This window comes from Nocardia donostiensis (assembly GCF_002081715.1).
In the GTDB taxonomy this organism is placed as follows: Bacteria; Actinomycetota; Actinomycetes; order Mycobacteriales; family Mycobacteriaceae; genus Nocardia; species Nocardia donostiensis.
This window is the reverse complement of record NZ_MUKP01000006.1, coordinates 168,774-193,370: the sequence shown is the minus strand read 5'-3', so window position 1 is coordinate 193,370 and position 24,597 is coordinate 168,774. Positions and strand designations below refer to the sequence as shown.

Here is a 24,597-nt window from a genome sequence, read left to right as displayed (position 1 = left end):
AAGCGCCTGCTGGCTCAGGATGTACCGATCGTGGTGGTGACGCGACGAGCGGTCGCGGTACATCCGGGCGAGCCGGTGGATCTGTCGTCGTCGGCAGTGTGGGGTCTGGCGCGCTCGGTGCAGAGCGAGTATCCGGATCAGCTGGTGCTGCTCGATATCGACGACTGGGCCGAGTGCCGCAGCGGTATCGCGATGGCGCTGTCGGCGCATCAGGAGCCGCAGCTGGCGATTCGGCGGGGTGCGATCCATGCGCCACGGCTGCGCCGGGTCGGCGATGAACTGGTTGTGGACATGGCAGGCGCGCAGTCCGCGTGGTCGCTGAGACTGCGCGGGACGGGCACGTTGAGCGGAGACAACTTCGCATTGGCCGATAACCCCGACGCGTTGGCGCCACTGGCTCCGGGCCAGGTTCGGGTGAGTATGCGCGCGGTCGGTCTCAACTTCCGCGACGTGCTGATCGCACTCGGCACCTATCCGGACCCGAGCGCCGCGATAGGCGGTGAAGGCGCAGGCGTGGTACTCGAGGTCGCCGCGGACGTCACCGAATTCGTTCCCGGTGACCGCGTGTTCGGGTTCGTCACCGGCGTGGGTTCGGTCACCGTGACCGATCGGCGTTTACTCGCCCGGATACCGCGTGGCTGGTCGTTCGCTCGAGCGGCCTCGGTGCCGATCGCGTACGCCACCGCTTACTACGCGCTGGTGGATCTGGCCGCGGCCGCGCCAGGCGAGACGTTGCTGTTGCACGCGGCGACCGGTGGGGTCGGGATGGCGGCGATCCAGATTGCCCGGCATCTCGGCTTGCGCTCGCTGGTCACGGCCAGTACGCCGAAGTGGGGAGTGCTGGCCGAACTCGGATTCCCCGAGGATCTGATCGGCGATTCACGGACGCTGGACTTCGAGCAGAAGTTCCTGGAGGTCACCGACGGCCGTGGGGTGGACATCGTGCTGGATTCGCTGGCCGGTGATTTCGTGGACGCGTCGTTGCGGCTGTTGCCGCGTGGCGGCCGGTTCATCGAGATGGGCATGATCGACCGTCGTGATCCGGCGGAGGTGGCGGCCGAGCATCCAGGCGTCCGGTATCAGAGCTTCATCCTGCTGGACGCCGATCCCGACCGGTTACAGGAGATCCTGGCGACCCTGGTGCAGCTCTTCGAGGCCGAAACACTGGGGCCGTCTCCGATCACCGCCTGGGATGTGCGCCACGGTCCCGATGCTTTCCGGCACCTGAGCCAGGCCCAGCACATCGGTAAGAACGTGCTCATCGTGCCCACCCGGTTGCGGACCGACGGGACTGTCCTCATCACCGGTGGTACCGGTGCACTGGGGGCGGTGCTGGCCCGGCACCTGGTCCGGACATACGCCGTGCGGCGGTTGGTGCTGGCCGGTCGCCGCGGGCTGGCTGCTCCCGGCGCGGTCGAACTCCGGGACGAACTGGTCGCCGCGGGTGCGGAAGTCGAGGTGGTGGCGTGTGATGCCGCCGATCGAGCGGCGGTGGACGCGGTGCTGGCGAGTATTCCCCCGGATCGTCCTCTCACCGCTGTCGTGCACGCCGCGGGTGTGCTGGCCGATGGGGTATTCGAGCAGCTGACCGAGGAACAGATCGGGGCGGTGCTGGCGGCCAAAGCAGATGCCGCGTGGAACCTGCACGAGGCCACCAAGGATCTCGATCTCGCGGCGTTCGTCCTGTATTCGTCGATCGCCGGTGTCATAGGCAGTGCGGGACAGGCCAACTACGCCGCCGCGAACGTCTTCCTGGACAGTCTGGCGCACCACCGCCGGATCAGCGGATTACCCGCCACCTCGCTGGCGTGGGGTCCGTGGCGACAGGGCGGCGGCATGACCAGCGCGCTGTCGGACGCCGATCTGGCGCGCCTGCGCCGTGAGGGCCTGCTACCACTGGAGGATTCGGACGGTGTGGCGCTGTTCGACGCTGCGCTCGCGGCCGGACGGGCCGTTTTCGTGGCGGCCCACCTGGATCGGGCCGCGTTGGCCGAGCTGTCGCCCGTCGAACTGCGGGCGGTGATGCGTGGTCTGACCCGCCCGACGCGGCGGCGGGCGGCGGGGCCGGTGGACGAGTCACCGACCGGACTGGCCGGGCAGCTGGCAGGCCGCTCGCCGGCCGAGCAGGAGCAGCTGCTGCTGGAGGTGATCCGGGCGCAGGCCGCGGCGGTGCTCGGCTACCTCAGCGCGGCGCAGATCAGCGTGGACAAACAGTTCAGCGATATCGGCTTCGATTCGCTGGGAATCATGGAGTTCCGCAACCGGCTCAAGGCATCGGCGGGTGTGCAGCTCGCCGCGACCGCCATGTTCGACTACCCCACCCCGGTGGCCTTGGCCGGTTTCCTCCGCCGAGAAATCGCACCCGACAACGACCCGATGCCTGCGATCACGACGGAGTTCGATTCCTTGGCGCGCCGCTGCACAGCGGCCGAACTCTCGCCGGCGCAACGGTCGGAGATCGCGAGCCTGCTGGCCGTGCTGCAACGGCAACTTGAAGGCAAGGACCAGGGTGCGGCCGATCTGGCCGAAAACGCCGAAAAGCTCGACGACGCGGATGATCGCGAGCTTTTCGATTTCATCGACAACCTCAGCTGAACTGGCACGATCAGGAGCCCCACCGATGGCCGACAACGACGAGCTTCGCCGGTATCTCAAGAAGACTGCCAAAGAGCTCTACGACACCAAACAGCAACTGCGCGAGGTCACCGACCGGTCGCGTGAACCGATCGCGATTGTCGGGATGGCCTGCCGGTATCCGGGTGGGGTCGCCTCCCCTGACGATCTGTGGCGGGTCGTGGCCGAGGGGGTGGACGCGGTCGGGGACTACCCGGCGGACCGGGGCTGGGATCTGGATCGGCTGTTCGATCCCGATCCGGCTGTGCCGGGCACGATTTACACGCGCCAGGGTGGTTTCGTCGACGACGTCGCCGGTTTCGACGCGGGCTTCTTCGGGATCAGCCCGCGGGAGGCCGCCGCGATGGACCCGCAACAACGGTTGATGCTCGAGGCGTCGTGGGAGGCGCTGGAGGACGCGGGAATCGACCCGATGTCGCTGCGCGACAGCGATACCAGTGTGTTCGCCGGCGTCGCGCACCAGGGCTACGGGCCCCACGTGGGTTCGGCGCAGATCACGGCCGAGACCGAGGGCCACGTCTACCTGGGTGTGTCCAGCAGTGTGCTGTCGGGCCGGGTCGCCTACACCCTCGGTTTCAAGGGACCGGCGATCTCGGTGGACACCGCGTGCTCGTCCTCGTTGGTCGCCCTGCATCTGGCCTGCCAGGCGCTGCGGCAGGGCGAGACCTCGCTGGCGCTGGCCGGTGGGGTCACGGTGATGTCGGATCCGTCGTTGCTGATCGCGTTCGCGCGTCAGCGCGCGCTGTCGCCCGACGGCCGGTGCAGGGCGTTCGCGGCCGCGGCCGAGGGGACCGGTTTCGCCGAGGGGCTGGGTGTACTGGTGCTCGAGCGGTTGTCGGACGCGCGGCGGCTCGGCCACCCGGTGCTGGCTGTGGTGCGTGGTAGCGCGATCAATCAGGACGGCGCGAGCAACGGGTTGACCGCGCCGAACGGTCTGTCGCAGGAGGGGGTTATCCGTCAGGCGCTGGCCAACGCCGGTGTGCGGCCCGCGGACGTCGACGCGGTCGAAGCACACGGGACGGGTACGAAACTCGGTGACCCGATCGAGGCGCGGGCGCTGATCGGTGTGTATGGCGTGCGGCCGGTGCAGACCCCGTTGCGGTTGGGTTCGCTCAAGTCCAATATCGGCCACACCTCGGCCGCAGCCGGAGTCGGCGGTGTGATCAAGATGGTGCAGGCCATGCGGCACGGCATGCTGCCGAAGACGCTGCATGTGGACGAACCCACCCCGCTGGTGGATTGGTCGGCCGGGACGGTGCGACTGCTGGAGAGCAGTGAGCCGTGGCCGCGCGCGGGGCAGCGGCCACGGCGGGCAGGTGTGTCCTCGTTCGGGGTCAGTGGCACCAACGCGCATGTCGTTCTGGAGGAGGCGCCGGAGCCCGATGAGACGACGGTCTCCAGATCTGCCGATGCAGCTTCGCCGCCGGCCCAGCCTGCGGCGGAGATCGGGGGCCGGGTCGGCAGTGAGTATGTTCCGTTGCTGGTGTCGGCCGGTTCTGAGGCGGCGTTGCGGGCCCAGGCCGACCGGTTGCGTGATCGACTGAGTTCGGACGCGGCCGGGGATGTCTGGGATATTGCGTATTCGCTGTGCACGTCCCGGGCACAGCTGGAGTGGCGGGCGGCTGTCGTGGGCCGGGATCACGCCGAACTGGTGGCGGGGTTGGCTGCCCTTGCCGAGGGTGCGCCGGGCACGGGTGTGGTGTCCGGGCAGGTGGGTTCGGGTGGCACTGCCTTCTTGTTCACCGGTCAGGGTGCGCAGCGGGCGGGTATGGGTGCCGGGTTGTATGCCGGGTTCCCGGTGTTCGCGGCTGCGCTGGACGAGGTGTGCGCGGTCTTCGACCCATTGCTGGGCAGGTCGCTGCGTGAGCTGATGTTCTCCGCCGATGCGGGCGAGCTGCTGGATCGCACCGAGTTCACCCAGCCGGCGTTGTTCGCGTTCGAGGTGGCGTTGTACCGGTTGGTCGAGTCGTTCGGGCTCTCCCCGGACGTCTTGGTAGGTCATTCCATCGGTGAGCTGGTCGCGGCGTATGTGGCGGGTGTGTGGACCTTGTCCGACGCGTGCGCGCTGGTCGCGGCGCGGGGCCGGCTGATGGGTGCGTTGCCTGCGGACGGGGCGATGCTGGCCGTCGCGATCACCGAGGCCGAGGCGGTCGAGTTACTGGCCGGATACCCGGGCAGGTTGTCGGTGGCGGCGGTCAACGGCCCTGCCTCCGTGGTGCTTTCCGGTGACGCGGACGCGATGCGGGAAGTCGAGTATGAACTACGCGGGCGCGGCACCAAGATCACCCGGTTGCGGGTGAGCCATGCCTTCCATTCGGCCCGGATGGATCCGATGCTGGCCGAATTCGGCGCGATCGCAGCCGGTGTGAGCTACCGGGCGCCGATGATCCCGATCGTGTCCGATGTGACCGGTGCGGTGGTGGATGGGTCGGTGTTGACCGACCCGCAGTACTGGGTGCGTCAGGTACGGGCGGGTGTGCGTTTCGCTCCGGGGATCGAGGCCGCGACCGGTGCGGGTGTGCGCCGGTTCGTCGAAATCGGCCCGGATGCGGTGCTCTCGGCGATGACGCGTGACTGTGTCGCCGCCGCCCCCGAGGTCGAGGCGCGTTCAGTGGTGGTCGCGGCCGGGCGGCGTGGTGTCGACGAGGCAGCGCAGTTCATCACCTTCCTCGGTAGCGCGCATGCGGCGGGGTTGCGGGTGGACTGGGACCGGTTGTTCGCCGGCCGCTCGCCCCGCCGGGTTCCGTTGCCGACCTACGCCTTCCAGCGGCAGCGGTATTGGCTGGCGCCCACCAACGGATCGGGTGACGTGCGCCGAGCGGGTCTGATGGCTATCGACCACCCCATGCTGGGCGCGGCCGTCGCACTCGCAGGCCGGGACGAGTGGCTGTTCACCGGCCGGCTTTCGGTGACGTCGCAGGCGTGGATCGCCGATCACGTGGTCTTCGGTTCGGTGCTGCTGCCCGGGACGGGTTTCGTGGAGCTGGCGCTGGCGGCCGGTGCCCGGCTGGGCATGGAGGTACTCGACGAACTGGTCCTCGAGGCGCCGTTGCGGCTGACCGAGCGCGGCGAGGTCGATGTCCAGATCAGCGTGGAAGCGGCCGACACCGACGGGCGACGCCGGTTCCTGGTGGCCTCCCGGCCGGCGGACGACCCGACCGTGGGCGCCGGCGCGACCACGCACGCCCGAGGTGTCTTCGCGCCCGGCGCGGCCGTCGACGTAGTGCCCACCGGCCGGTTCGACGGCCCGCTGGCCGATGACGACGCGGCCGCGGCCGAGGTGCTCTACGACCGATTGCTTACCCAGGGGTTCGAGTACGGGCCGGCGTTTCAGGGTGTGCGCCGCACCGCCCGGGCCGAGGACGATGTGCTGGCCGATGTGCTGTTACCGGCTGCGGTCAGCGCGGACGCTCCCGGTTTCGGTCTGCATCCGGCACTGCTGGACGCGGCGCTGCACGCGGCAGGCGATGTCCTGGCCGCCGAGGTGCGGACCGATCAGGTGCCGCTGCCCTTCTCGTTCAACGGGGTGCGGTTGTACCGTCCGGGTGCGGCGGCGGTGCAGGCACGGATCCAGGCCAACGGTTCCGGCAGCGTCCGGCTCGAGCTCCGCGACAGCACCGGTGACCCGGTGGCGCTGATCGAATCGCTGCTGGTGCGGCCGGTCGACCGCGAAGTGTTGACCAGCGCGGTCTCCACCGCCCGCGACGCACGCTACGACATCCGCTGGATTTCAGCGGATGCACCGGAACCCGGATCGGCGGGTGAGCGACGGCTCGTCGCGGTAGGCAGGCCGGGCGCGACCGGTTTCGACGACACCCAGCCGGATATGACCGCCTGGGCGCAGTCCGTGGCCGCCGAATCCGCGACATCAGAGGCGAGCGGCTCCGTCGCCACCGTCGTGGTGTGGTTCGCCGACCCGCAGACCGAATCACCGGGCGCGGAGGCCACCGATGCGATACACCGGGCAGTGCACACGGCACTGGCGACCGTACGCGGCTGGCTGAATCAGCCGGCCGCACAGGTGGCAGAAGAGTCCCGGCTGGTCGTCGTGACCCGCAACGGGGCCGGGCTACCCGGCGAGGCTCCGGACCTGGCCGCTGCGGGGATCTGGGGTTTGGTGCGCAGCGCGCAGTCGGAGAACCCGGGCCGGATCGTGCTCGTGGACAGCGATACCGCCGAGGTGACCGGTGATCTGGTTTCGGCGGTGCTCGACACCGGCGAGTCGCAGCTGGCGGTGCGGGCCGGCTCCCTGCTGGTGCCCCGGCTGGCCCGGCTCGGCACCGGCGAAGCCACGGCGCTCACCTTCGGTACCGGCGCGGTGCTGATCACCGGTGGCACCAGTGGTCTGGGGGCGCTGGTGGCGCGGCACCTGGCCACGAACCATGGTGTCCGCGATCTGGTGCTGGTGTCCCGGCGCGGTGATCGTGGCGAGGGCGTCGGCGACCTTGTCGCCGAACTGACCGGGCTCGGTGCCCGGCCCAGGGTGGTGGCCTGCGATATCGCCGATCGCGACGCGGTACGGGCCATGCTCGGCACACTCGCCGGCGGACCCCCGTTGACCGGGGTCGTGCACGCCGCCGGTGTCCTGGACGACGGCACGATCGACACTCTCACCCCAGCTCAGGTCGATCGGGTTCTCGCACCGAAGGTCGACGGAGCCCTGCATCTGCACGAGCTCACCGCCGACGCCGACCTCGCCGCATTCGTGATGTTCTCGTCGATCGCGGGGATGCTCGGATCCGCGGGCCAGGGCAATTACGCGGCCGCGAACTCGGTACTGGACGCCTTGGCGCGCCGGCGGGCACATGCAGGCATGCCCGCGGTCTCCGTGGCGTGGGGGCCGTGGAATCAGGACAGTGGCATGACCGCCGAGTTGGCCGCCGCGGCGGTCGATCGGTTTGCGCGTCTGGGTTTGCGTCCGCTGGCCGAAGCCGACGGTGTGGCGTTGCTCGACCTGGCCGGGGGGCCGGCGTTCCTCGCCGCGGTGGACTTCGATATCCCGGCGTTGTCGATCCAGTCCCGTGCCGGTGTGCTACCCGACCTGCTACGAACACTGGCCCCGACGCCACCACCGCGCCGCGTTGGGGGCAGGGGCGGCGATGGTGCGGACCTGGCCCGTCGGTTGGCCGCCGCCCCACCGGACACGCATGAGGAAATCCTGGTGGGTTTCATCCGCGATCAGGTGGCCGAGGTGCTCGGGCACCCCTCCGGTGCGTCGATCGACCCCGAAAAGCCTTTCAGCGACCTGGGTTTCGATTCACTCGGTGCGGTCGAGTTCCGCAACCGGCTGAGCAAGGCCACCGGCCTGCGGCTGCCCTCGACACTGGTTTTCGATTACCCGACCGCCACGGCAACCGCTCGATCCCTGCGCGCACAGCTCGCGGGTGGGACCACCCGAGCCCGCCGGACCGAACGCCGTACCAAGGCCGACGAACCGATCGCGATCGTCGGTATGGCCTGCCGGTATCCGGGCGGGGTTTCCTCGGCGGACGAACTGTGGGATCTGGTGAGCTCAGGCACCGACGCCATCGGTGAGTTCCCCGCCGACCGGGGCTGGGACCTGGACGGTCTGATCCATCCTGACCCGGACCACCCGGGCACCTCGTACTCGGGCAGGGGCGGCTTCCTCGACGATGTGGCCGGGTTCGACGCCACATTCTTCGATATCGCACCGCGGGAAGCGGTGGCGATGGATCCGCAACAGCGATTGCTGCTGGAGGTGTCCTGGGAGGCGCTCGAGCACGCCGGGATCGACCCGGCCTCGTTGCGGGGTTCTGATTCCAGCGTCTACACCGGCGTGATGTACCAGGACTACGAGGTGCTCGCCCGGCACGCAGGCGCGGATGCCGAAGGCTACGTCGGCACCGGTGGCGCGGGCAGCGTGGTGTCCGGCCGGGTGGCATACACGTTGGGCTTGGAAGGGCCCGCCCTCACGGTGGACACGGCGTGTTCGTCGTCGCTGGTGGCGCTGCACCTGGCGTGCCGGGCGTTGCGGCAGGGTGAGACGTCGCTGGCGCTGGTCGGCGGTGCCACGGTGATGGCCACGCCGCTGCCGTTCGTGGAATTCTCCCGGCAGCGCGGCCTGGCCAGGGACGGGCGGTGCAAACCGTTCTCGGCCGCGGCCGATGGCGTGTCCTGGGGTGAGGGTGCCGCCGTGCTGGTGGTGGAACGGTTGTCGGATGCCCGTCGGCTGGGTCACGACGTGCTGGCGGTGGTCCGTGGCAGCGCCGTCAACCAGGACGGGGCGAGCAACGGTTTGACCGCACCGAACGGGCCGTCGCAGGAGCGGGTGATCACCGCTGCGCTGGCCGATGCGGGCCTGCGTCCCGATGATGTGGACGCGGTGGAGGCCCATGGCACGGGCACGGCGCTGGGCGACCCGATCGAGGCGCACGCGCTGATGGCCGTGTACGGGCAGGACCGGTCGCGGGAGCCGCTGCGGGTGGGGTCGCTCAAATCCAATATCGGCCACACCCAGGCCGCGTCCGGCATCGGTGGCGTCATCAAAATGGTGCAGGCGCTGCGACACGAGATGCTGCCGAAGTCGTTGCACGCCGAGGAATTGTCCCCCCATGTCGATTGGTCGGCTGGGGCGGTGCGAGTGCTCACCGAGTCCGAACCGTGGTCGGCCGGTGACGTTGTCCGTCGCGCGGGAGTGTCCTCGTTCGGTATCAGCGGAACCAACGCCCACGTGATCCTGGAGGCTGCGCCGCAGCCGTCGCCCGAGCCGGCGACCCCGGCCGACGGCGAGCCGGTCTCGGCCGCCGAGGTGGTGCCGCTGGTCGTCTCGGCGAAGTCGGTGCCCGCGCTACGCGCTCAGGCGGACCGGATACGGGCATGGTGGACTGCGCATCCCGAGGTGGATGCCGCGACGCTGGGGCGGTCGTTACTGGACACCCGGACCTCGTTCGATCGGCGCGGTGTCGTGGTCGGTGGTGATCGGGAGGGGTTGCTGGCCGGGTTGGCCGCGCTCGCCTCGGGCGCTCCGTCGCCTGCTGTTGTCGACGGCCAGGTGACCTCGGGCACCACCGCTTTCCTGTTTACCGGTGGTGGTGCGCAACGAGTGGGTATGGGTGCCGAGTTGGCGCGGGCGTTCCCGGTGTTCGCCGCCGCGCTGGAAGAGGTGTGCGCGGAGTTCGATCGGCATCTGGACGGGTCGTTGCGCACGGTGATGTTCACCGATCCGGACGGTCTGCTGGACCGGATGGATTGGATGCAGCCTGCATTGTTCGCTTTCGAGGTGGCGATGTTCCGGCTGCTGGAGTCGTTCGGTGTGGAGCCCGATGTGCTGGCGGGGCATTCGCTGGGCGAGCTGGTGGCGGCGTATGTGGCCGGGGTGTGGTCGCTGGCGGATGCGTGCGTGCTGGTTGCGGCGCGGGGCCGGTTGATGGGGTCGGCGCCCTCGGGTGGGGCGATGCTGGCGGCGGCCGTCTCGGAGGCAGAGGCGGCCCAGTACCTGGACGGCAACGATGCTCGGGTCTCGGTGGGAACGGTGAACGGTCCCCGTTCGGTGGTGTTCTCCGGTTTCGCCGACGCGGTCGGCCAGATACAGCAGCGGCTGACGGCTGACGGTGTGCAGAACACCATGCTGCGGATTTCGCATGCGTCGCATTCGGTGGTGATGGAACCGATTCTGGATGAGTTCCGCACGGTGGCCCAGAGCTTGACCTACCGGGCTCCGTCGATCCCGATCGTGTCCAATGTGTCGGCCACCCGGGTCACCGAAGAAGTGTGCGATCCGGGCTATTGGGTGCGGCATGTGCGTAGTTGTGTGCGGTTCGCACCCGGTGTGGACCTGCTGATCGAGTCGGGAGTGCGCAGGTTCGTCGAAGTCGGTCCCGATGCCGCGCTGACCGCGATGATCGAGGAAAGCCTGGCCGAGCGCCCGGAGATCGCGGCGGCATCCACGGTGGTGGCGTCCTCGCGGCGATCAACAGACGAGATAGCCGGCTTCGTCGCCGCGCTGGGTCGGGCGCACACGGCGGGAATACCGGTGCGCCTGCACCAGCTGTTCGCCGGGCACCCGGTTGAGCGGGTAACCCTGCCCGGCTATGCGTTCCAGCACCACCGGTACTGGCTGTCGCCGGGGGCGGACCCGGCTACAGGCTCGCTCGGTCATCCACTGCTCACCACCGGGTTGCCGCTCGCGGGCCGGGACGAATGGCTGTTCACCGGCCGCTTCTCGCTGCGGACCCATCCGTGGATCGCCGATCACGCGGTCTTCGGTTCGGTGTTACTGCCCGGGACGGCGTTCGTGGAGCTGGCGTGCAGTGTCGGCGCACATCTGCACCTGGACGCCGTCGAGGAACTCCTGCTAGAGGCTCCGCTGTTGCTCGCCGCAGGCGACAATATCGACGTGCAGGTCGGTGTCGGCCAGCCGGACGATGAAGGCCGTCGAGCGTTCACGATCTATTCCCGTCTGCACGCCGGCGGGGATACCGCCCAGGAGAGCCCATGGACACCGCACGCGCGCGGGGTCTTGGCCACCGGTGATGAGTCTGCGCCGAGCTGGAACGAGCAGAGCTGGCCTCCCGCCGGGGCGCAGCCATCGAAGGAGGAGTCGATCTACGACCGGCTGGCGGAGGCGGGTTTCGACTACGGGCCTGCCTTCCAAGGCGTGACCGCCTTGTGGACCCGCGGTGAGCACACCTTCGCCGAGGTCTCGCTCGACGACGCCGCGGTCGGTTCGGTGACCGGTTTCGGTGCTCATCCCGCCCTCCTGGATGCCTGTCTGCACGTGGCCATCACCGGGCTGCTCGGTGATCTGCCACCCGGGCGGCTGCCGTTGCCGTTCACCTTCACCGGTGTGCGGCTGTGGCGCCCCGGCGCGCAGGCGGTGCGGGTGCGCGCGGTCGCCGTCGGCGATGGTCAGGTCGGCATCGATGTAGCCGACGACTCCGGTGCGGTGGTGCTCACCATCGACGCCGTCGCCTCCCGACCCGTCGACGCGGCCGATCTGACCGTGGCCGGCGCTTCCCGGCCCGCACCCGTGCTGGATCTGCGCTGGGTCGGGTCGGAACTTCCGCAGCCGCAGGCGTCGCCGGACGCACGGGAGATCGCGAGCGTGGGTACAGTGCGTATCCCCGGTATCGACCGTCATTACTCCGAACCGGCCGAACTGGCGGGTACCGAGCGGGTTCCGGATCTGGTGGTGTGGTCGCCGGAACCGGATCCGCTCGTCGACGATGATCCGAACGCCCGCGCAGGGCGGCCGCGATCGGCCGCAGAACGCGCCGGAATCGTCCGGGCGGCGGTGCATGCCGCGTGGCGCACGGTACGGTCCTGGCTGGCCGTGGATCTTCCCGACGATGCCCGTCTCGTCGTGGCCACTCGGCGGGCGACCGGTGTCGACGGCGAGCCGGTGGATCTGGCGGCCGCCGCGGCTGCGGGACTGGTCCGCAGCGCGCAATCCGAGCATCCGGGCCGGATCATCCTGCTGGACTACGACGACGAGCTGAGCCTCGACCTGGTACACACCGTGCTGGCGGCAGGCCGGACCGATCTGGCGGTGCGCGGATCGCGGATTTTCGTACCCCGGGTGGTCCAGGGCGCCGCCGCTGCCACGGCACCGGTACCGGGCGGGGTGTTCGGAACCGGCACGGTGCTGATCACCGGCGGTACCACCGGCCTGGGGGCGGTGCTGGCCCGGCATCTGGTCACCGTGCACGGTGTCGAACACCTGCTGCTGGTATCTCGTCGTGGTGCGGCGGCAGCGGGCGTCGCGGACCTGGTCTCGGAGTTGTCCGGGCTGGGTGCGCGGGTGCGGGTAGCCGCCTGCGACGTCACCGACCGCGCCGGTATGGCGGCGGTACTGGATTCGATCGATCACACGCATCCTTTGACGGGGGTGATCCACTCGGCGGGTGTGCTCGACGACGGCACGATCGAAACGCTGACCACCGAACAGATCGACCGTGTACTGGCGCCGAAGGTCGATGGGGCGCTGATCCTCGACGAGCTCACCCGCGGGTACGACCTACGGGCCTTCGTCGTCTTCTCGTCGCTGGCTGCCGCGATGGGCTCACCCGGGCAGGGCAACTACGCCGCGGCGAACTCGGTGCTCGACGCGCTGGCTCGGGTCCGGCGTGCCGAGGGTCTGCCCGCGGTATCGGTGGCTTGGGGTCCCTGGACTCCGGACATCGGGATGACCGGCGAGCTCGACCGGTCGGCCGTGGCGCGGTTGGAGCGGATGGGCATCGAGGTGCTCGGGGACGGTATCGGGACGACGCTGTTCGATGCTGCTCTGCTGGCCGGTGAGCCGGTGGTGGTGGGCGCCCGGTTCGATCGGTCCACCCTGGCCGCGCAATCCCGGGCGGGGCTGCTGGCCGAGGTGCTCAGCGGTCTCGTGCCCGCGCGTCCACGCCGGGCCAGTGGTGGTTCGGCCGGTGATGGACTGGCCCGGCGGCTGGCTGCCGCCACCGATGACGAGCGGGACGAGCTGGTACTCGAATTCGTCCGGGAACAGGCGGCGGCGGTGCTTGGCTACCCGTCGGCGGCTGCCATCGAGCCGGATACTCCGTTCAAGAACCTGGGATTCGATTCGCTGGGCGGTGTCGAACTGCGCAACCGGTTGTCCGAGGCGTCCGGCATGAAGTTGCCCGCCACCTTGGTATTCGATCACCCGACCGCCGCGGCGGTAGCGAAACTGCTACGGCAGCGGTGGGAGGAGACCGCGGTGACCTCGGCGGTCGACGAACAGCTCGCGGCGTTGCGCTCGATGCTCACCACCATCGGCTCGGCGCAGGACAAGCAGCGGTTGGCCGCCAGGATCCGGGCGATGCTCGACGAGGCGACGAGCGAGCCGGAGCCGGCCGCGGCCCCCGCCCACACGGTGGTGGCGGACGCCAGCGCGGATGAGCTCTTCGCGTTGCTCGATCGGGAGCTGAGAGAATAGCTCAGCCGCCGCGATGTCCCGGTCGGCGAGGTTGCCGGCCGGGACATCGTCGTCCGCCCCCATAGCGGGTTGCTCACATTGCGACCGCCGGGCTCACAGCTCGGCCGCCAGGTGAGTGCCTTGTTCGATCGCGCGTTTGGCGTCCAGCTCCTTGGCCTCGTCGGCGCCACCGATGACATGCCACCGCAGCCCACGCGCGCTGAGTGAATCCACCAGCTCGCGCACTGGTTCCTGACCGGCGCAGATCACGACATTGTCGACCTCGAGCACGCGCAGGCCTTCGTGGTTCGGCCCGAAACTGATGTGCAGACCCCTGTCATCGATCAGCTCGTAGTTCACCCCGGCGATCTGCTCGACCCCCCTGGCCTCCAGCGCGGTGCGGTGGATCCATCCCGTGGTCTTGCCCAGCGTGGTTCCGAACGGGCCGGATCCACGCTTCAGCAGCGTGACATCGCGAACCGCCGGTGACCAGGTGCGTGTGGTCAGCTGGCCCGGCGCCTGCTCGTCGTAGGTGACCCCCCATTCCCGCTGCCATTCGGCCAGGTCGAGCGCGCTGCTGCTTGCCACGGTGAGGAGTTCGCTGACGTCGAATCCGATTCCGCCCGCGCCGATCACGGCCACTCGTCGGCCTGCGGTGCGTTCGCCGCGGATCAGCTCCGGGTAGGAGAGCACCATCGGGTGGTCGATACCGGCGATATCGGGGACGCGGGGACGTACCCCGGTGGCCACCACCACCTCGTCCCAGTCGCCTTCGGCGAGTTGCTCGTCCGTGACCTCGGTGTTCAATCGCAATGACACACCGACGACTTCCAGTTTGCGCCGGAAGTATCGGATCGACTCGTCGAACTCCTCTTTGCCGGGAATACGCCGGGCCAGGTCGAACTGACCGCCGATTCGATCCGACGCCTCGAACAGCTCCACCCGGTGCCCTCGTTCGGCCAAGCCGATCGCGGCCGACAACCCGGCCGGACCGGCCCCGATCACGGCCACCTTCTTGGTCTGCCGGGTGGGCAGCAGTTGCAGGACGGTCTCCCGGCCTGCGCGCGGATTCACCAGGCACGACACCAACTTTCCCGTGAAGGTGTGGTCTAGGCAGGCCTGGTTACAGGCGATGCAGGTGTTGATCTCGTCGACCCTGGATTCGGCTGCTTTTCGCACCCACTCCGGGTCGGCGAGCATCGGGCGCGCCAGCGCGACCAGATCGGCATCACCACGCTCGAGGATCTCTTCGGCGACTTCGGGCATATTGATCCGATTCGCCGCGCACACCGGAATACTCACATGCTTTTTGATTTTCGCGGTGAATCCAGCAAAAGCCGCCCGTGGCACGGAGGTGGCGATTGTGGGTACCCGGGATTCGTGCCAGCCGATATCGGTGTTGATGATATCCACTCCCGCCGCTTCCAGCTCTACGGCCAGGGCGATGATTTCCTCGAAGGTCTGTCCATCCTCCATGAAGTCGGCCAGCGACATGCGGAACATGATCAGGAATTCGTTGCCCAGTGCGGCGCGGGTCCGGGTGACGATCTCTACCGGGAATCGGCGCCGATCCGCCGACGTGCTACCCCATCGGTCATTGCGTTTGTTGGTCAGGGGGGCGAGGAATTGATTGATGAGGAATCCTTCGCCGCCGATCAGCTCGATACCGTCGTACCCGGCCGATTTCGCCAGCCGGGCGCAGTGCACATGGGCCTCGATGGTCGATTCGACTTCGTCATCGGATAATTCCCGAGGCTCGAAGGCGCTGAACGGCGAGGCGATCGCCGACGGTGCGACATTGTTCGGGGTGTTCGAATCGCGTCCCGTATGCAGGATCTGCATGGCGATCTTCCCGCCCGCCTCATGGACGGCTCCGGTGATGACGCGATGTCGTGCGGCGTCGGCCTCGGTGAACATCGAGGCCGAGAACGGTGAGATCAGCGCTTCACGATTGGGTGCGTAACCACCGGTGACGATAAGACCTACGCCGCCGCGCGCGCGTTCGGCGAAGAAGGCGGCCAGTCGATCGGTGTGCCAGGGCCGGTCTTCGAGACCGGTGTGCATCGAACCCATCACCACTCGATTGCGCAGCGTGATATGACCCAGCTGGAGCGGCGACAGCAAATGCGGAAACGTGGAGCTCATGAAGTGAACCTACTGACGGGGCTATATTGCCGCAATGGACGGGCTGATGTATTCGATGTACTCGAGACCTCTAGTGGTAGACCGGCGGCGAGCCGGCAGATGATCTCGCGCCCGCGGCGGCGAAATCGATGCGGATCGCCATCCCGCGGTCGCGCTGTTCCTGCGGGAAACGCGGTGGTGATCGTGGGCAGGGTGCCCGGCAGGATCATGGCTGCGCCGAGTCGGTGAGGTAGCGCAGCATCACCGCGGTGTTGAAGTGCCTCGTCTCGACCAATCGGAGCCGGATGCGCTTGTCCAGTGACGGGAACAGCGGTGTGCCGCCGCCGAGTACCACGGGCGAGAGGAACAGCTGGTATTCGTCGATGAGCCCGTGTGGTATCAGCGAGGCCGCCAGGCTCGCACCGCCGACATCCATGACGCCGTCGCCTTCGGCCTTGAGCCTACGGACCTCCTCGACTGCGTTCGCGCTGATCAGGGTGCTGTTCCAACCGACATCGGTGAGTGTGCGGGAGAAGACGACCTTGGGCTTGCTCGTCCAGAGCCTGCCGAACTCGCGCTCGGTGCGCGGCGCGTTCTCGGGCACGTGCGGCCAGTACTCGGCCATCAGCTCGTACAGTCGGCGGCCGTGCAGCGAGACCTCGATCTCGCGGTAGCAGTCGTTGTGGAACTGGTGCAGTTCCTCGTCCGGGTCGGTCCAGTCGATGCTGCCGTCGCGGTCGTTGATGTAGCCGTCCAGGGACACGCTGAGCCCGTAGATCAGTTTTCTCATGACCGGGTAGACCTCTTACGCGCTCGAAATTCATCGGTGCTCATCGGACCTCATCAGGTGTTGAGCCGGATCCGTTGATTTTTCGGCAACTTCATTGGATTTCGGCAATTACTGGAACCCTGGACGGGCCCGAGAGATGCAGTAGCAGCCCAGAGCGGTCAGGGGGCGAGGAATATCGGTGCGAAAAGTACCAATAATGCGAGCCATCGGTGCGGGGCTGGTGGGTGGGCTCGGTGGGTTGTTTCAGGCCCGGAGGCGATGGCGGCCACCTGGTGCCGTGGCCTGGGGACGGGGTGGTGGTGGGCCAGGTGGCTGCTGGATCGGTTGCTGCCAACCCGACTCGCGGTCGATCCGGAAAAACGCACGACCCGGCGGTCGGTGGGGGGTCACCGGTCGCCGGTCGGGGTTAGGGGTTTGTCATCGCGAAAGTGTGTTGCGCAGGTCGGTGATGGTGGCGCGGCGCTGGTAGGCGATCCAGGCGAAGATCGCGGCGAGTACCAGGGGGAAGATGGCCATCGAGGGCTTGTCGGCGATGAATGCCTGTGTTGCGGCGGCGAGCACGGTCAGCACGGACAGACCCGCAGCGGCCAGGGCGCACAGTCGGGGCACCATCAGCCCGATACCGCCGGCGACTTCTACGATTCCGATGAAGATGAGCAGCCCGAAGGGGATGGTCAGGTTTTCGGGGGCGTTGTCGGTCAAGGTGTGTGGTATCACGAGTTTCGGTCCGCCGGAGGCGGTGAGGAAGAACAGGCCGAGCAGGATCTGCAGGGTCCACAGGACGCGGTTGCCGATCGTGGCGGAACGGTTGGTGACGTCGGTGGGGAGATTGGCGGTGGTGGTGGTCATTTCTCGGTTCCTTTTGCTCGGTCGCGCCGGGTTGGTAGCGCGTTCAACCAATAGGACGGCACACCGTTGCAGAACTCATCGCTGCCGGTAAAGATATCCCGGAACCACTGCAGTACCGGTATGGTGCCGGATTCCCAAGAGCTGCACCACCTGGGGCTCGGTCTGGACCGGTGGCTGTTGCGGGGTCGTAGGCCGATGTTGTGCCATGGTGAGATCGTCTCCTCCTACACCCATTCCGGTGCATCGACACTCTCACAACCGTGGCCCGCGGACAGAGGGCCAGATCAGCTGGACCTGCCGCCGGGCTCCAGTCACCACACCGAAACCTCGTCGATGAGCCCGTGCAGCGGCCCGCGCGATCAGCGCAGCGCCGCACGGCCTTTCAGCCTGCCGAGCAACACCAGCGCGACCAGCGTGACCAGCACCAGCAGTGTGGTGCCAGCGGCGGCGTCGAACACCTCACCGCGGTCGGTCCGGCCGAAGATGGTGACCGGCAGGGTGCGCCAGGTCGCCGGGTAGACCATAATGGTCGCGCCCAGCTCGCCCATCGACAGCGCGATGGACAGTCCGGCCGCCGCGCCGAGCGCGGGGAGCAGCAGCGGCAGTGTCACCCGGGTCAGTACGCGGAAGGGGCCCGCGCCCAGCGATTCCGCAGCCTGCCGGTACCCCGGATCGAGCCGGTCCAGCGCGGCGGAGACGGCGCTGAACGCGTAGGCCAGCACGAGCACCGAGTGCGCCAGGATGACGATCCACTTGCTGCCGCCGAGCAGGACGGGTCGTTCGTTGAAGGCAATCAGCACGCCGAGGCCGATGGCGACCGAGGGCACCGCGACCGGCAGGTGGAACACCGCATCGGTGAGCGTGCGGCACCAGCGCGGAGCCTCTCTGGCGGCCAGCGCCGCCCAGGTGCCGAGCAGCAGCGCGAACGCACCGGCGAGCAGTGCGGTCTGCAAGCTCACCGACAGGCTGGCCGCGTCGTCACCGGACAGCGCGGTACCGAAGTTGGCGAAGCCGAGATCACTCGGCAGCGGTCCGGTCCAGCTGCCCGCCAGGGCCGCCGCGACGACAGTGGCGATCGGCGCGACGAACACCACCGCCACCACGAGCCCGAATACCGTGAGCACCACGGCCTTTCCCGATCGGGTCCACACCAGCATGGTTACCGTCCTTTCCGTGCCGTGGCGCGTGTGAAGATCAGCCGGTATGCGGCGTACAGCGTGAGCGACAGCGCCACCTGCACCGAGGCGAGCACGGCCGCGCCGGGCAGATCGAAGACGAGGATGCCGCGGGTGTAGATGAGCGCGGGCAGCGTCAGCACGCCCTTGGCGCCGGTGAACAACACGATGCCGAACTCGTTGAGGGTGAGCAGCAGCACCAGGCTGCCGCCCGCGGCCAGGGCAGGTCGGGCCTCCGGCAACACCACCTGACGCAGGGTCCGCCAGGGTGAGGCGCCCAGGCTGGCGGCGACGTCGAGCTGTTCGCGGGGCAGCTGGGCGAAGGCTGCGAGCAGCGGCCGCACCACGAAGGGGGTGAAGAAGGTGATCTCGGCGGCGATCACGCCCAGCGGTGTGGTCAGGAAGTCCAGCAGCGGGGTGTCGCGGCCGGTGAGCTGGGAGACCAACGCGTTCACTGCGCCCGCCGTGCCGTAGAGGAAGGTGAACGCCAGCGTCACCAGGAACGACGGCAGTGTGAGCACCGTATCGATGAGCCTGCCCACCAGCGGGCTGCCGGGGAAGGGGACGAACGCGAGCACGACGGCGAGGAAAGTGCCGAGCACCAGACAGCCCGCGGTGGAGGCGACCGCGATGCCGATCGTGCGCCACAGCGCGTCGCGGAACGCCGCCGAGGCCAGCACCTCCGCCCAGGTCGCCGTGCCGCGCCCGTCGGGGGTGACGGTCGATTCGGCGAGGACGCGCGTGATCGGGTAGACAGCGATGGCGACGACGATCAGCAGCGGCGGCAGCGTCCACAGCACGGGCCGCCAGGACCGGCGCGGGGCGATCGCGGGCGAATCGTCGACGGTCGGGTCGAGCAGGGTGGTCGCGTTCATGCCGGTACCTGTCGGGTCGGGACGGCGTGCGCCGGGCGCGCGGTGAGTCGCGTCGAGCGGTTGACGGTGAATGCGCCCTGCGTCGCCGATCTGCCCCCGTTCATCGATGCTCCCCGCGTTCATCCGGGCCGGAAAAAGCTGAGCTGGCAGGAGATTGCGCATGTACCGGCTGCGGGATGAGCACGCCGGCGGGGTCGGGGAAGCGTACGCCGACCACTGCGCCCGCCGCGGCGTCGTGATGGCCTGGCACGTCCACCGCGAGCTGACCGGGCAGCCCGTCGACGGCCAGGTCGAGACGAGTGGTCGCGCCGCGCCACACGGTCGCTACGACAGTGGCGCGCAGCACGTCCCGGCCGCTCGGCGCGCCGACCGTGATGGTGTGCGGGCGCACGCACAGCAGAGCCTCGGCATCGGGAGCCCAGTCCGCGCGACCGATGCCCGGTTCGGGGGCTTGCGCTCGCAGCGTATGGGAGCCGACCGTGACCAGGGCAGTGCCGCCGGAGACCCGATTCACGGTGCAGGGCACCAGGTTCGCGCCGCCGAGGAAGGCAGCGGTGAAATCGCTGGGCGGGCGCTGCCACAGGTTCTCTGCAGTGTCGATGTCGACCAGCCGCGCATCGTGCATGACGGCGATCCGATCGGCAAGGGCCAGCGCCTCGGCCTGGTCGTGGGTGACATACAGCATCGCGGTATCGGGCAGCGCCCGGCGCAACCGCTGGAGCTCGCCCAGCATCGATTGGCGCAGTTGGGCGTCGAGCGCGGCCAAGGGCTCGTCGAGCAACAGCACCTTCGGGCGGATGGCGAGGGCTCGCGCGATCGCGACGCGCTGCTGCTGGCCGCCGGACAACTCGCGGGGCAGTCGCTTCGCGTAGTCCGCCATCCCGACCATGTCGAGTGCCTCGGCGACCTGGCCGCCGATCTCCTTGCGCGGCACCCGATGCGCCTTCAGCCCGAACGCCACATTGGCGTGCACGCTCATGTGCGGGAACAGCGCGTAGGACTGCACCACCACGCCGATGCCGCGCCAGGCGGGAGAGAGGTCGGTGACGTCGCGCCCGGCCAGCCGCACCGCACCCGACGTCGGCCGGACAAATCCGGCCAGCGCCTTGAGTGCGGTGGACTTGCCCGAGCCGCTCGGTCCGAGCAGCGCGACCGTTTCGCCCGCGGCGACCCGCAGGTTGAAGTCGGCCAGGGCCATGGTGGTCTTGCGGCCCTTGCCGTATCGGACGCTGACCCGGTCGAAGACGATCGCGGGTTCGTTGTTCGCGGTGTTGCCGCTGAATGCGGCTGTGGTGGGCGATTCGTTGGGGACTCGCACGGAGTCGGCGACACGGGACATGTCAGCCTCCAATGGCCGTGTTGTAGGCGTCGAGATCGGCGTCGAGATCGGCGAGGACTTTGTTCCAGTCCGGCCGCACGATCTCCACGCCCTGGACCAGCGCGGCCGGGGTGGGGCCGGAACCGCCGGCGGGTGCGTCCCGCAGATCGGTGCGCGCCGACACCGCAAAAGCATCGGGTCCGAGGGTCTGCTGCACCTCCTTGCTGAGCAGGAACTCCATCAGCTCGGTGGCGGCCTCGGTGTGCGGCGCGCCCTTGGCCAGACCGAGGAAGTACGGCACCGCGATGGTGTGCCGCTTGCCGTCGGCGGAGGCCGGGAAGAAGATCGAGAACGTCGAACCCTTGGTGGCGATCGATTCCATATTCATCTGCACGTCGCCGTTGGCGATGAGCAGCTCACCTTTGTCGACCTTCGGCTGCAACTTGCCGGTGGATGCCGAGGGCCCGACGTTGTTGACCTGCAACTGCTTCAGGTAGTCCAGCGCACCCGTCTTGCCGCGCAGCTGTTGCAGCAGGATCAGCACCGCGGTGCCGTCACCCGCCTGTCCGGGGGTCGAATACTGCAGCTTGCCCTTGTATTCGGGTTTCAGCAGATCGTCCCAGGTGAGCTTGCTTGCGTCCACCGTGGAGTTCGCGATGAAGCTCAGGTAGTTACCCGCCAGGCTCACGAACTTGCCGTTCGGGTCCTTCTCGGCAGGATCGAACGCGGAGGTGTCGACGCCGAGTGGTTGCAGCAGCCCGGCGGCGTCGGCTTTCTGGATGAACGGCGGCAGCGTCACCACCAGATCCGCCTGCGGGTTGGACTGCTCCTTCTCGAGGCGGTTGACCACCTCGCCGGAACCGGCGACCACCACATCGACGGCGATGCCGGTCTGTTGCTCGAACTTGTCGAACTGGGTCCGATACCAGGCGTCGAGGCCGTCGGCGGAGTAGACGGTGACCTTGTGGTCACCGGAGCCGCTGGAGCCGGTGCCGCCGCAGGCCGCCGTGGCGGCGACGGCGGTGAGGACCGCGACGAGCAGGGCGGATCTGCGCAGGACCCAGGACAGGCGCGAGGGGGAAGTACGCACGGGGAGCAACTTTCGCGTCGGTGAGGTCGATGTGTTGAAGGGGCGAGTATTCGGTGGGTCAGGTGCGGCCGGTGAGAATCAGCTCGACGAACTCCACGACGGAGCCGACGACATGAGTCGCGCCCGCGGCGCGCAGCTGTTCGGCATCGTGTGCGCCGGTCAGCGTGCCCGCCACGATGCGCGCGCCCGCGGCCAGGCCGGTGCCGATGTCGCTGGTCGTGTCCCCGAGCACCGCGACGCGGTCCACGGCGTCGACCGCCAGGCGCAGCAGCGCGGTGAGCACCAGGTCGGGGTAGGGACGGCCGCGGCCGGCGTCCGAGGGCGCGAGGGTGAGATCGGCGAGGTCGTGCCAGCCCAGCGCGGTCAGCAGCCGGTCCTGGGTGCCGCGGCTGAAGCCGGTGGTCAACGCGACCTTGACACCTGCGGCCCGCAGCGACCGAATGGCCTCGGTCGCACCGGGAATCGGTGCGATCTCCACCTCATCGATCAGGGCGTCGTAGGCGTCCTCGAAGGCGCGGTTGGCCAGTTGGGCGCGGTCCTCGTCGCCGTCGAGCAGCGCGCGGAAGACGGTGATCTTCGACTGCCCCATGGTGTCGAGCACGTACCGGCGGGCCCGTTCACGCTGCGGCCCTTCGGCTGCCAGGCCCGCGGCGGTGGCCGCGGCCTCGAACGCGCGCAGCACCAGCCCGCCGTCGGCAACAGTGGTGCCCGCCATGTCCAGCACTGCGAGATCGATATTTTTGTCGGACAAGGGATTCCTCACAGGTTCAACAGGTCGGCGGTTTCCGCGCCCAAGGCGGGTCCGAGGGTCATACCGCGTCCGCCCGGCCCGGTGATCACCCAGACGTGCCTGCCCGAGCGGGCGCGGGTGACGATGGCATCCGGGTCGGTGCTCTGGCTGTAGACGCCTGCCCAGCGGCGCACTATCGGGGGCAGCGCGCGTCCGAGCAGTTCCTCGGTGACCGAGGTGAGGTGCTCGTAGGGCGCCTCGTCCACGTCGAAGGCGAACGGTTCGGTGTACTCGTGGGTGTCGCCGATGGTCAGGCCGCCGTGCAGGCGCTGCACACACAGCAGCTGCATCTTGTGTTCGGCGGCGATCGCGGTCTGGGACTGTTCGCGCTCTAGTGCGTCCACTTCGGGCCCGGCGAAGCCGGGGTAGTAGCGGAAGCTGTCGCCGTCGGCGATGGCGGTGGTGAGCGGCTCGCCGAGGGGGGCGGTCTGCATCATCTGGAGCCGGACCCGGCGCACCGGGATCTCACCGACCAGTTCCCTGGTCAGGCCGGTATGCGCGGCACCGGGACAGACCAGCACCAGGTCCGCCTCGTGGGTGCGACCGTGGTCGTCGAGGACTGTTGCGCCGGAAGCGGTGTCGGTGATCGAGCGGGCCTCGGTGGCCGGCTGGAAGGTGTAGTCGCCGGTTGCGGCCAGGTAGGCGCGCAGCGCGGGCAGCGCCTGACGCGACTCCACTGCCGCGTCGGCCGAGCAGTACAGGCCGGCGAGGAATTCGCCGCGTAGCGCGGGATTGAGGGCGCGGACCCGCTCCGGCTCCAGCAGTTCGAAGCCGCGGGCCTCGGCGGTGTCGGACGCCGCGGCGGCTTCGGCGACGGCCAGCTCCTCCGGCGTGCGCACCAGCGTGATCGATCCGGCGGGGCGGAAGCCGACACCGGGCACCTTGCCGCCGATCTCCTCCCACAACTGTCGTGAGCGCAGCGTCAGCTCCAGTTCCACGGTGGACCGCCCGGACACCCACACCAGCCCGAAGTTGCGCACGGTGGCGCCGCGGGCTTCGGTTTCACGTTCCAGGTGCACGACCTGGTGGCCGCGTCCGACAGCGGCCAGCGCGTGCGCCGTGCCGAGGATTCCTCCTCCGATGATGACCAATCGCATGCCCTCATGGTGCGCAATGGTCTAGACCGAGGGGTGTTTCTCGGGCGAACACTGGGTTAACAATTGGTACAGACCAATTGGGGTAGGCTGGCGACCATGGATTCGTCGGACGTGGTGGGGAACCCGGGCCATCGGGCGCATGGTGGGAGCGTGACATCGGCGGTGCCGGAACGACTGCCGAAGGCCTATGTGGTGCGCACCGAGCTAGAGGCGATCCTGGATGGGCTCGACGAGGGCGATCCGGTGCCCTCGGAGCGCGAGCTGGCGTTGCGATTCGAGGTGGCGCGCGAGACGGTCCGCCAAGCCATACGGGATTTGTTGGTGGAGGGCAGGATTCGCCGCCAGGGCCGCGGCTCGGTGGTGTCGCGCCCGAAGCTGGTGCAGCCGTTGTCGCTGCGTTCCTATACCGAGGGCGCGCTGAGCCTGGGCCGCGTACCCGGCCGCATCCTCGTCGACTGGCAGGACGAGCCCGCGGACGCCGACACCGCCCGCGATCTCGGTCTCACCGTCGGAACCCCTGTCATGCACCTGGAACGGGTACTCCTCGCCGACGGCGAGCGCATCGGCCTGGAGAGCACCTTCCTCCCGCTCCCGCGCTTCGCGAGCCTGCGCGACACCTACGACCCGACCACCTCGCTCTACGCCGCCCTCCGTGCCTCCGGTATCGAGTTCGGTGAGGCCGTCGAACGCATCGAAACCGTACTGGCCTCCCCCCGTGAGGCCCTCCTCCTCGGATGCACCACGGCCCTACCACTCCTACGCCTGCACCGCCGCACCGTCGACCCCGCGGGTCACCCGATCGAACGCGTCCGCTCCCTGTACCGCGGCGACCGCATCGCCTTCGAAGCGGTACTCACCAAGGTGTGAGACTGCGGTGGCCTACCGCCGCCGGTGCGCTGCACCACCCGGGAGCGGCACGTCCGCACCGGAGCGGGCGGCCACACTCGCGATAGCCCACTTCGCGTGCCACAGAGGTGCGCTC

The 24,597-nt window shown here is 68.8% G+C and carries 11 protein-coding genes and 1 pseudogene; 3 read left to right on the top strand and 9 right to left on the bottom strand.

Going from position 1 to position 24,597, the window contains the following annotated elements:
• The coding region (locus B0T44_RS06465) for a type I polyketide synthase (RefSeq protein ID WP_139795316.1) at window positions 1-2,595 on the top strand (2,595 nt) is incomplete at its 5' end.
• A 37-nt stretch (window positions 2,596-2,632) separates the two neighbouring features.
• Window positions 2,633-13,528, top strand: a pseudogene (locus B0T44_RS27510) (type I polyketide synthase); the annotation flags it as partial.
• A gap of 93 nt (window positions 13,529-13,621) precedes the next feature.
• On the opposite strand, the gene B0T44_RS06420 reads toward B0T44_RS27510, so the two are convergent.
• The 9 genes from B0T44_RS06420 to B0T44_RS06380 all read right to left on the bottom strand — a co-directional run bounded on the left by B0T44_RS06420 (window position 13,622) and on the right by B0T44_RS06380 (window position 23,615).
• Entirely contained in the window at window positions 13,622-15,652 is a 2,031-nt protein-coding gene (locus B0T44_RS06420; RefSeq protein WP_077115299.1) for an NADPH-dependent 2,4-dienoyl-CoA reductase, read from the bottom strand.
• Window positions 15,653-15,857: 205 nt separating this feature from the next.
• The gene (locus B0T44_RS06415) at window positions 15,858-16,421 is read right to left on the bottom strand and encodes a dihydrofolate reductase family protein (protein WP_077115300.1); all 564 of its coding nucleotides are present in this window, start codon (window positions 16,419-16,421) and stop codon (window positions 15,858-15,860) included.
• Window positions 16,422-16,838: 417 nt separating this feature from the next.
• On the bottom strand, window positions 16,839-17,270 hold the full coding sequence (locus B0T44_RS06410; RefSeq protein ID WP_077115301.1) for a DoxX family protein: 432 nt from the start codon (window positions 17,268-17,270) through the stop codon (window positions 16,839-16,841).
• A 359-nt stretch (window positions 17,271-17,629) separates the two neighbouring features.
• Window positions 17,630-18,427: an ABC transporter permease gene (locus B0T44_RS06405; RefSeq protein WP_077115302.1), complete on the bottom strand. Its 798-nt coding sequence runs from the start codon at window positions 18,425-18,427 to the stop codon at window positions 17,630-17,632.
• 2 nt (window positions 18,428-18,429) lie between these two features.
• Entirely contained in the window at window positions 18,430-19,320 is an 891-nt protein-coding gene (locus B0T44_RS06400) for a 2-aminoethylphosphonate ABC transporter permease subunit (protein WP_081511706.1), read from the bottom strand.
• Between the two features lie 100 nt (window positions 19,321-19,420).
• Window positions 19,421-20,659 (bottom strand): ABC transporter ATP-binding protein, encoded by a 1,239-nt coding sequence (locus B0T44_RS06395; protein WP_077115303.1) that lies wholly within the window; start codon window positions 20,657-20,659, stop codon window positions 19,421-19,423.
• A gap of 1 nt (window position 20,660) precedes the next feature.
• Window positions 20,661-21,728: a 2-aminoethylphosphonate ABC transporter substrate-binding protein gene (locus tag B0T44_RS06390; protein WP_139347681.1), complete on the bottom strand. Its 1,068-nt coding sequence runs from the start codon at window positions 21,726-21,728 to the stop codon at window positions 20,661-20,663.
• 58 nt (window positions 21,729-21,786) lie between these two features.
• Window positions 21,787-22,479: a phosphonatase-like hydrolase gene (locus B0T44_RS06385; RefSeq protein WP_077115464.1), complete on the bottom strand. Its 693-nt coding sequence runs from the start codon at window positions 22,477-22,479 to the stop codon at window positions 21,787-21,789.
• A gap of 8 nt (window positions 22,480-22,487) precedes the next feature.
• Window positions 22,488-23,615, bottom strand: coding sequence for a TIGR03364 family FAD-dependent oxidoreductase (locus B0T44_RS06380; RefSeq protein ID WP_077115304.1), 1,128 nt, complete (start codon window positions 23,613-23,615; stop codon window positions 22,488-22,490).
• A gap of 96 nt (window positions 23,616-23,711) precedes the next feature.
• Between B0T44_RS06380 and B0T44_RS06375 the strand changes: the two genes are divergently transcribed.
• Window positions 23,712-24,482, top strand: a complete 771-nt coding sequence (locus tag B0T44_RS06375) for a GntR family transcriptional regulator (protein WP_139347682.1) — start codon at window positions 23,712-23,714, stop codon at window positions 24,480-24,482.
• Window positions 24,483-24,597 lie beyond the last annotated feature (115 nt).

Excerpts from the sequence above, each read along its gene's own strand:
- B0T44_RS06420 (WP_077115299.1), bottom strand. The coding sequence starts at position 15,652 with ATGAGCTCCACGTTTCCGCATTTGCTGTCGCCGCTCCAGCTGGGTCAT.
- B0T44_RS06415 (WP_077115300.1), bottom strand. The coding sequence starts at position 16,421 with ATGAGAAAACTGATCTACGGGCTCAGCGTGTCCCTGGACGGCTACATC.
- B0T44_RS06410 (WP_077115301.1), bottom strand. The coding sequence starts at position 17,270 with ATGACCACCACCACCGCCAATCTCCCCACCGACGTCACCAACCGTTCC.
- B0T44_RS06405 (WP_077115302.1), bottom strand. The coding sequence starts at position 18,427 with ATGCTGGTGTGGACCCGATCGGGAAAGGCCGTGGTGCTCACGGTATTC.
- B0T44_RS06400 (WP_081511706.1), bottom strand. The coding sequence starts at position 19,320 with ATGAACGCGACCACCCTGCTCGACCCGACCGTCGACGATTCGCCCGCG.
- B0T44_RS06395 (WP_077115303.1), bottom strand. The coding sequence starts at position 20,659 with ATGTCCCGTGTCGCCGACTCCGTGCGAGTCCCCAACGAATCGCCCACC.
- B0T44_RS06380 (WP_077115304.1), bottom strand. The coding sequence starts at position 23,615 with ATGCGATTGGTCATCATCGGAGGAGGAATCCTCGGCACGGCGCACGCG.
- B0T44_RS06375 (WP_139347682.1), top strand. The coding sequence starts at position 23,712 with ATGGATTCGTCGGACGTGGTGGGGAACCCGGGCCATCGGGCGCATGGT.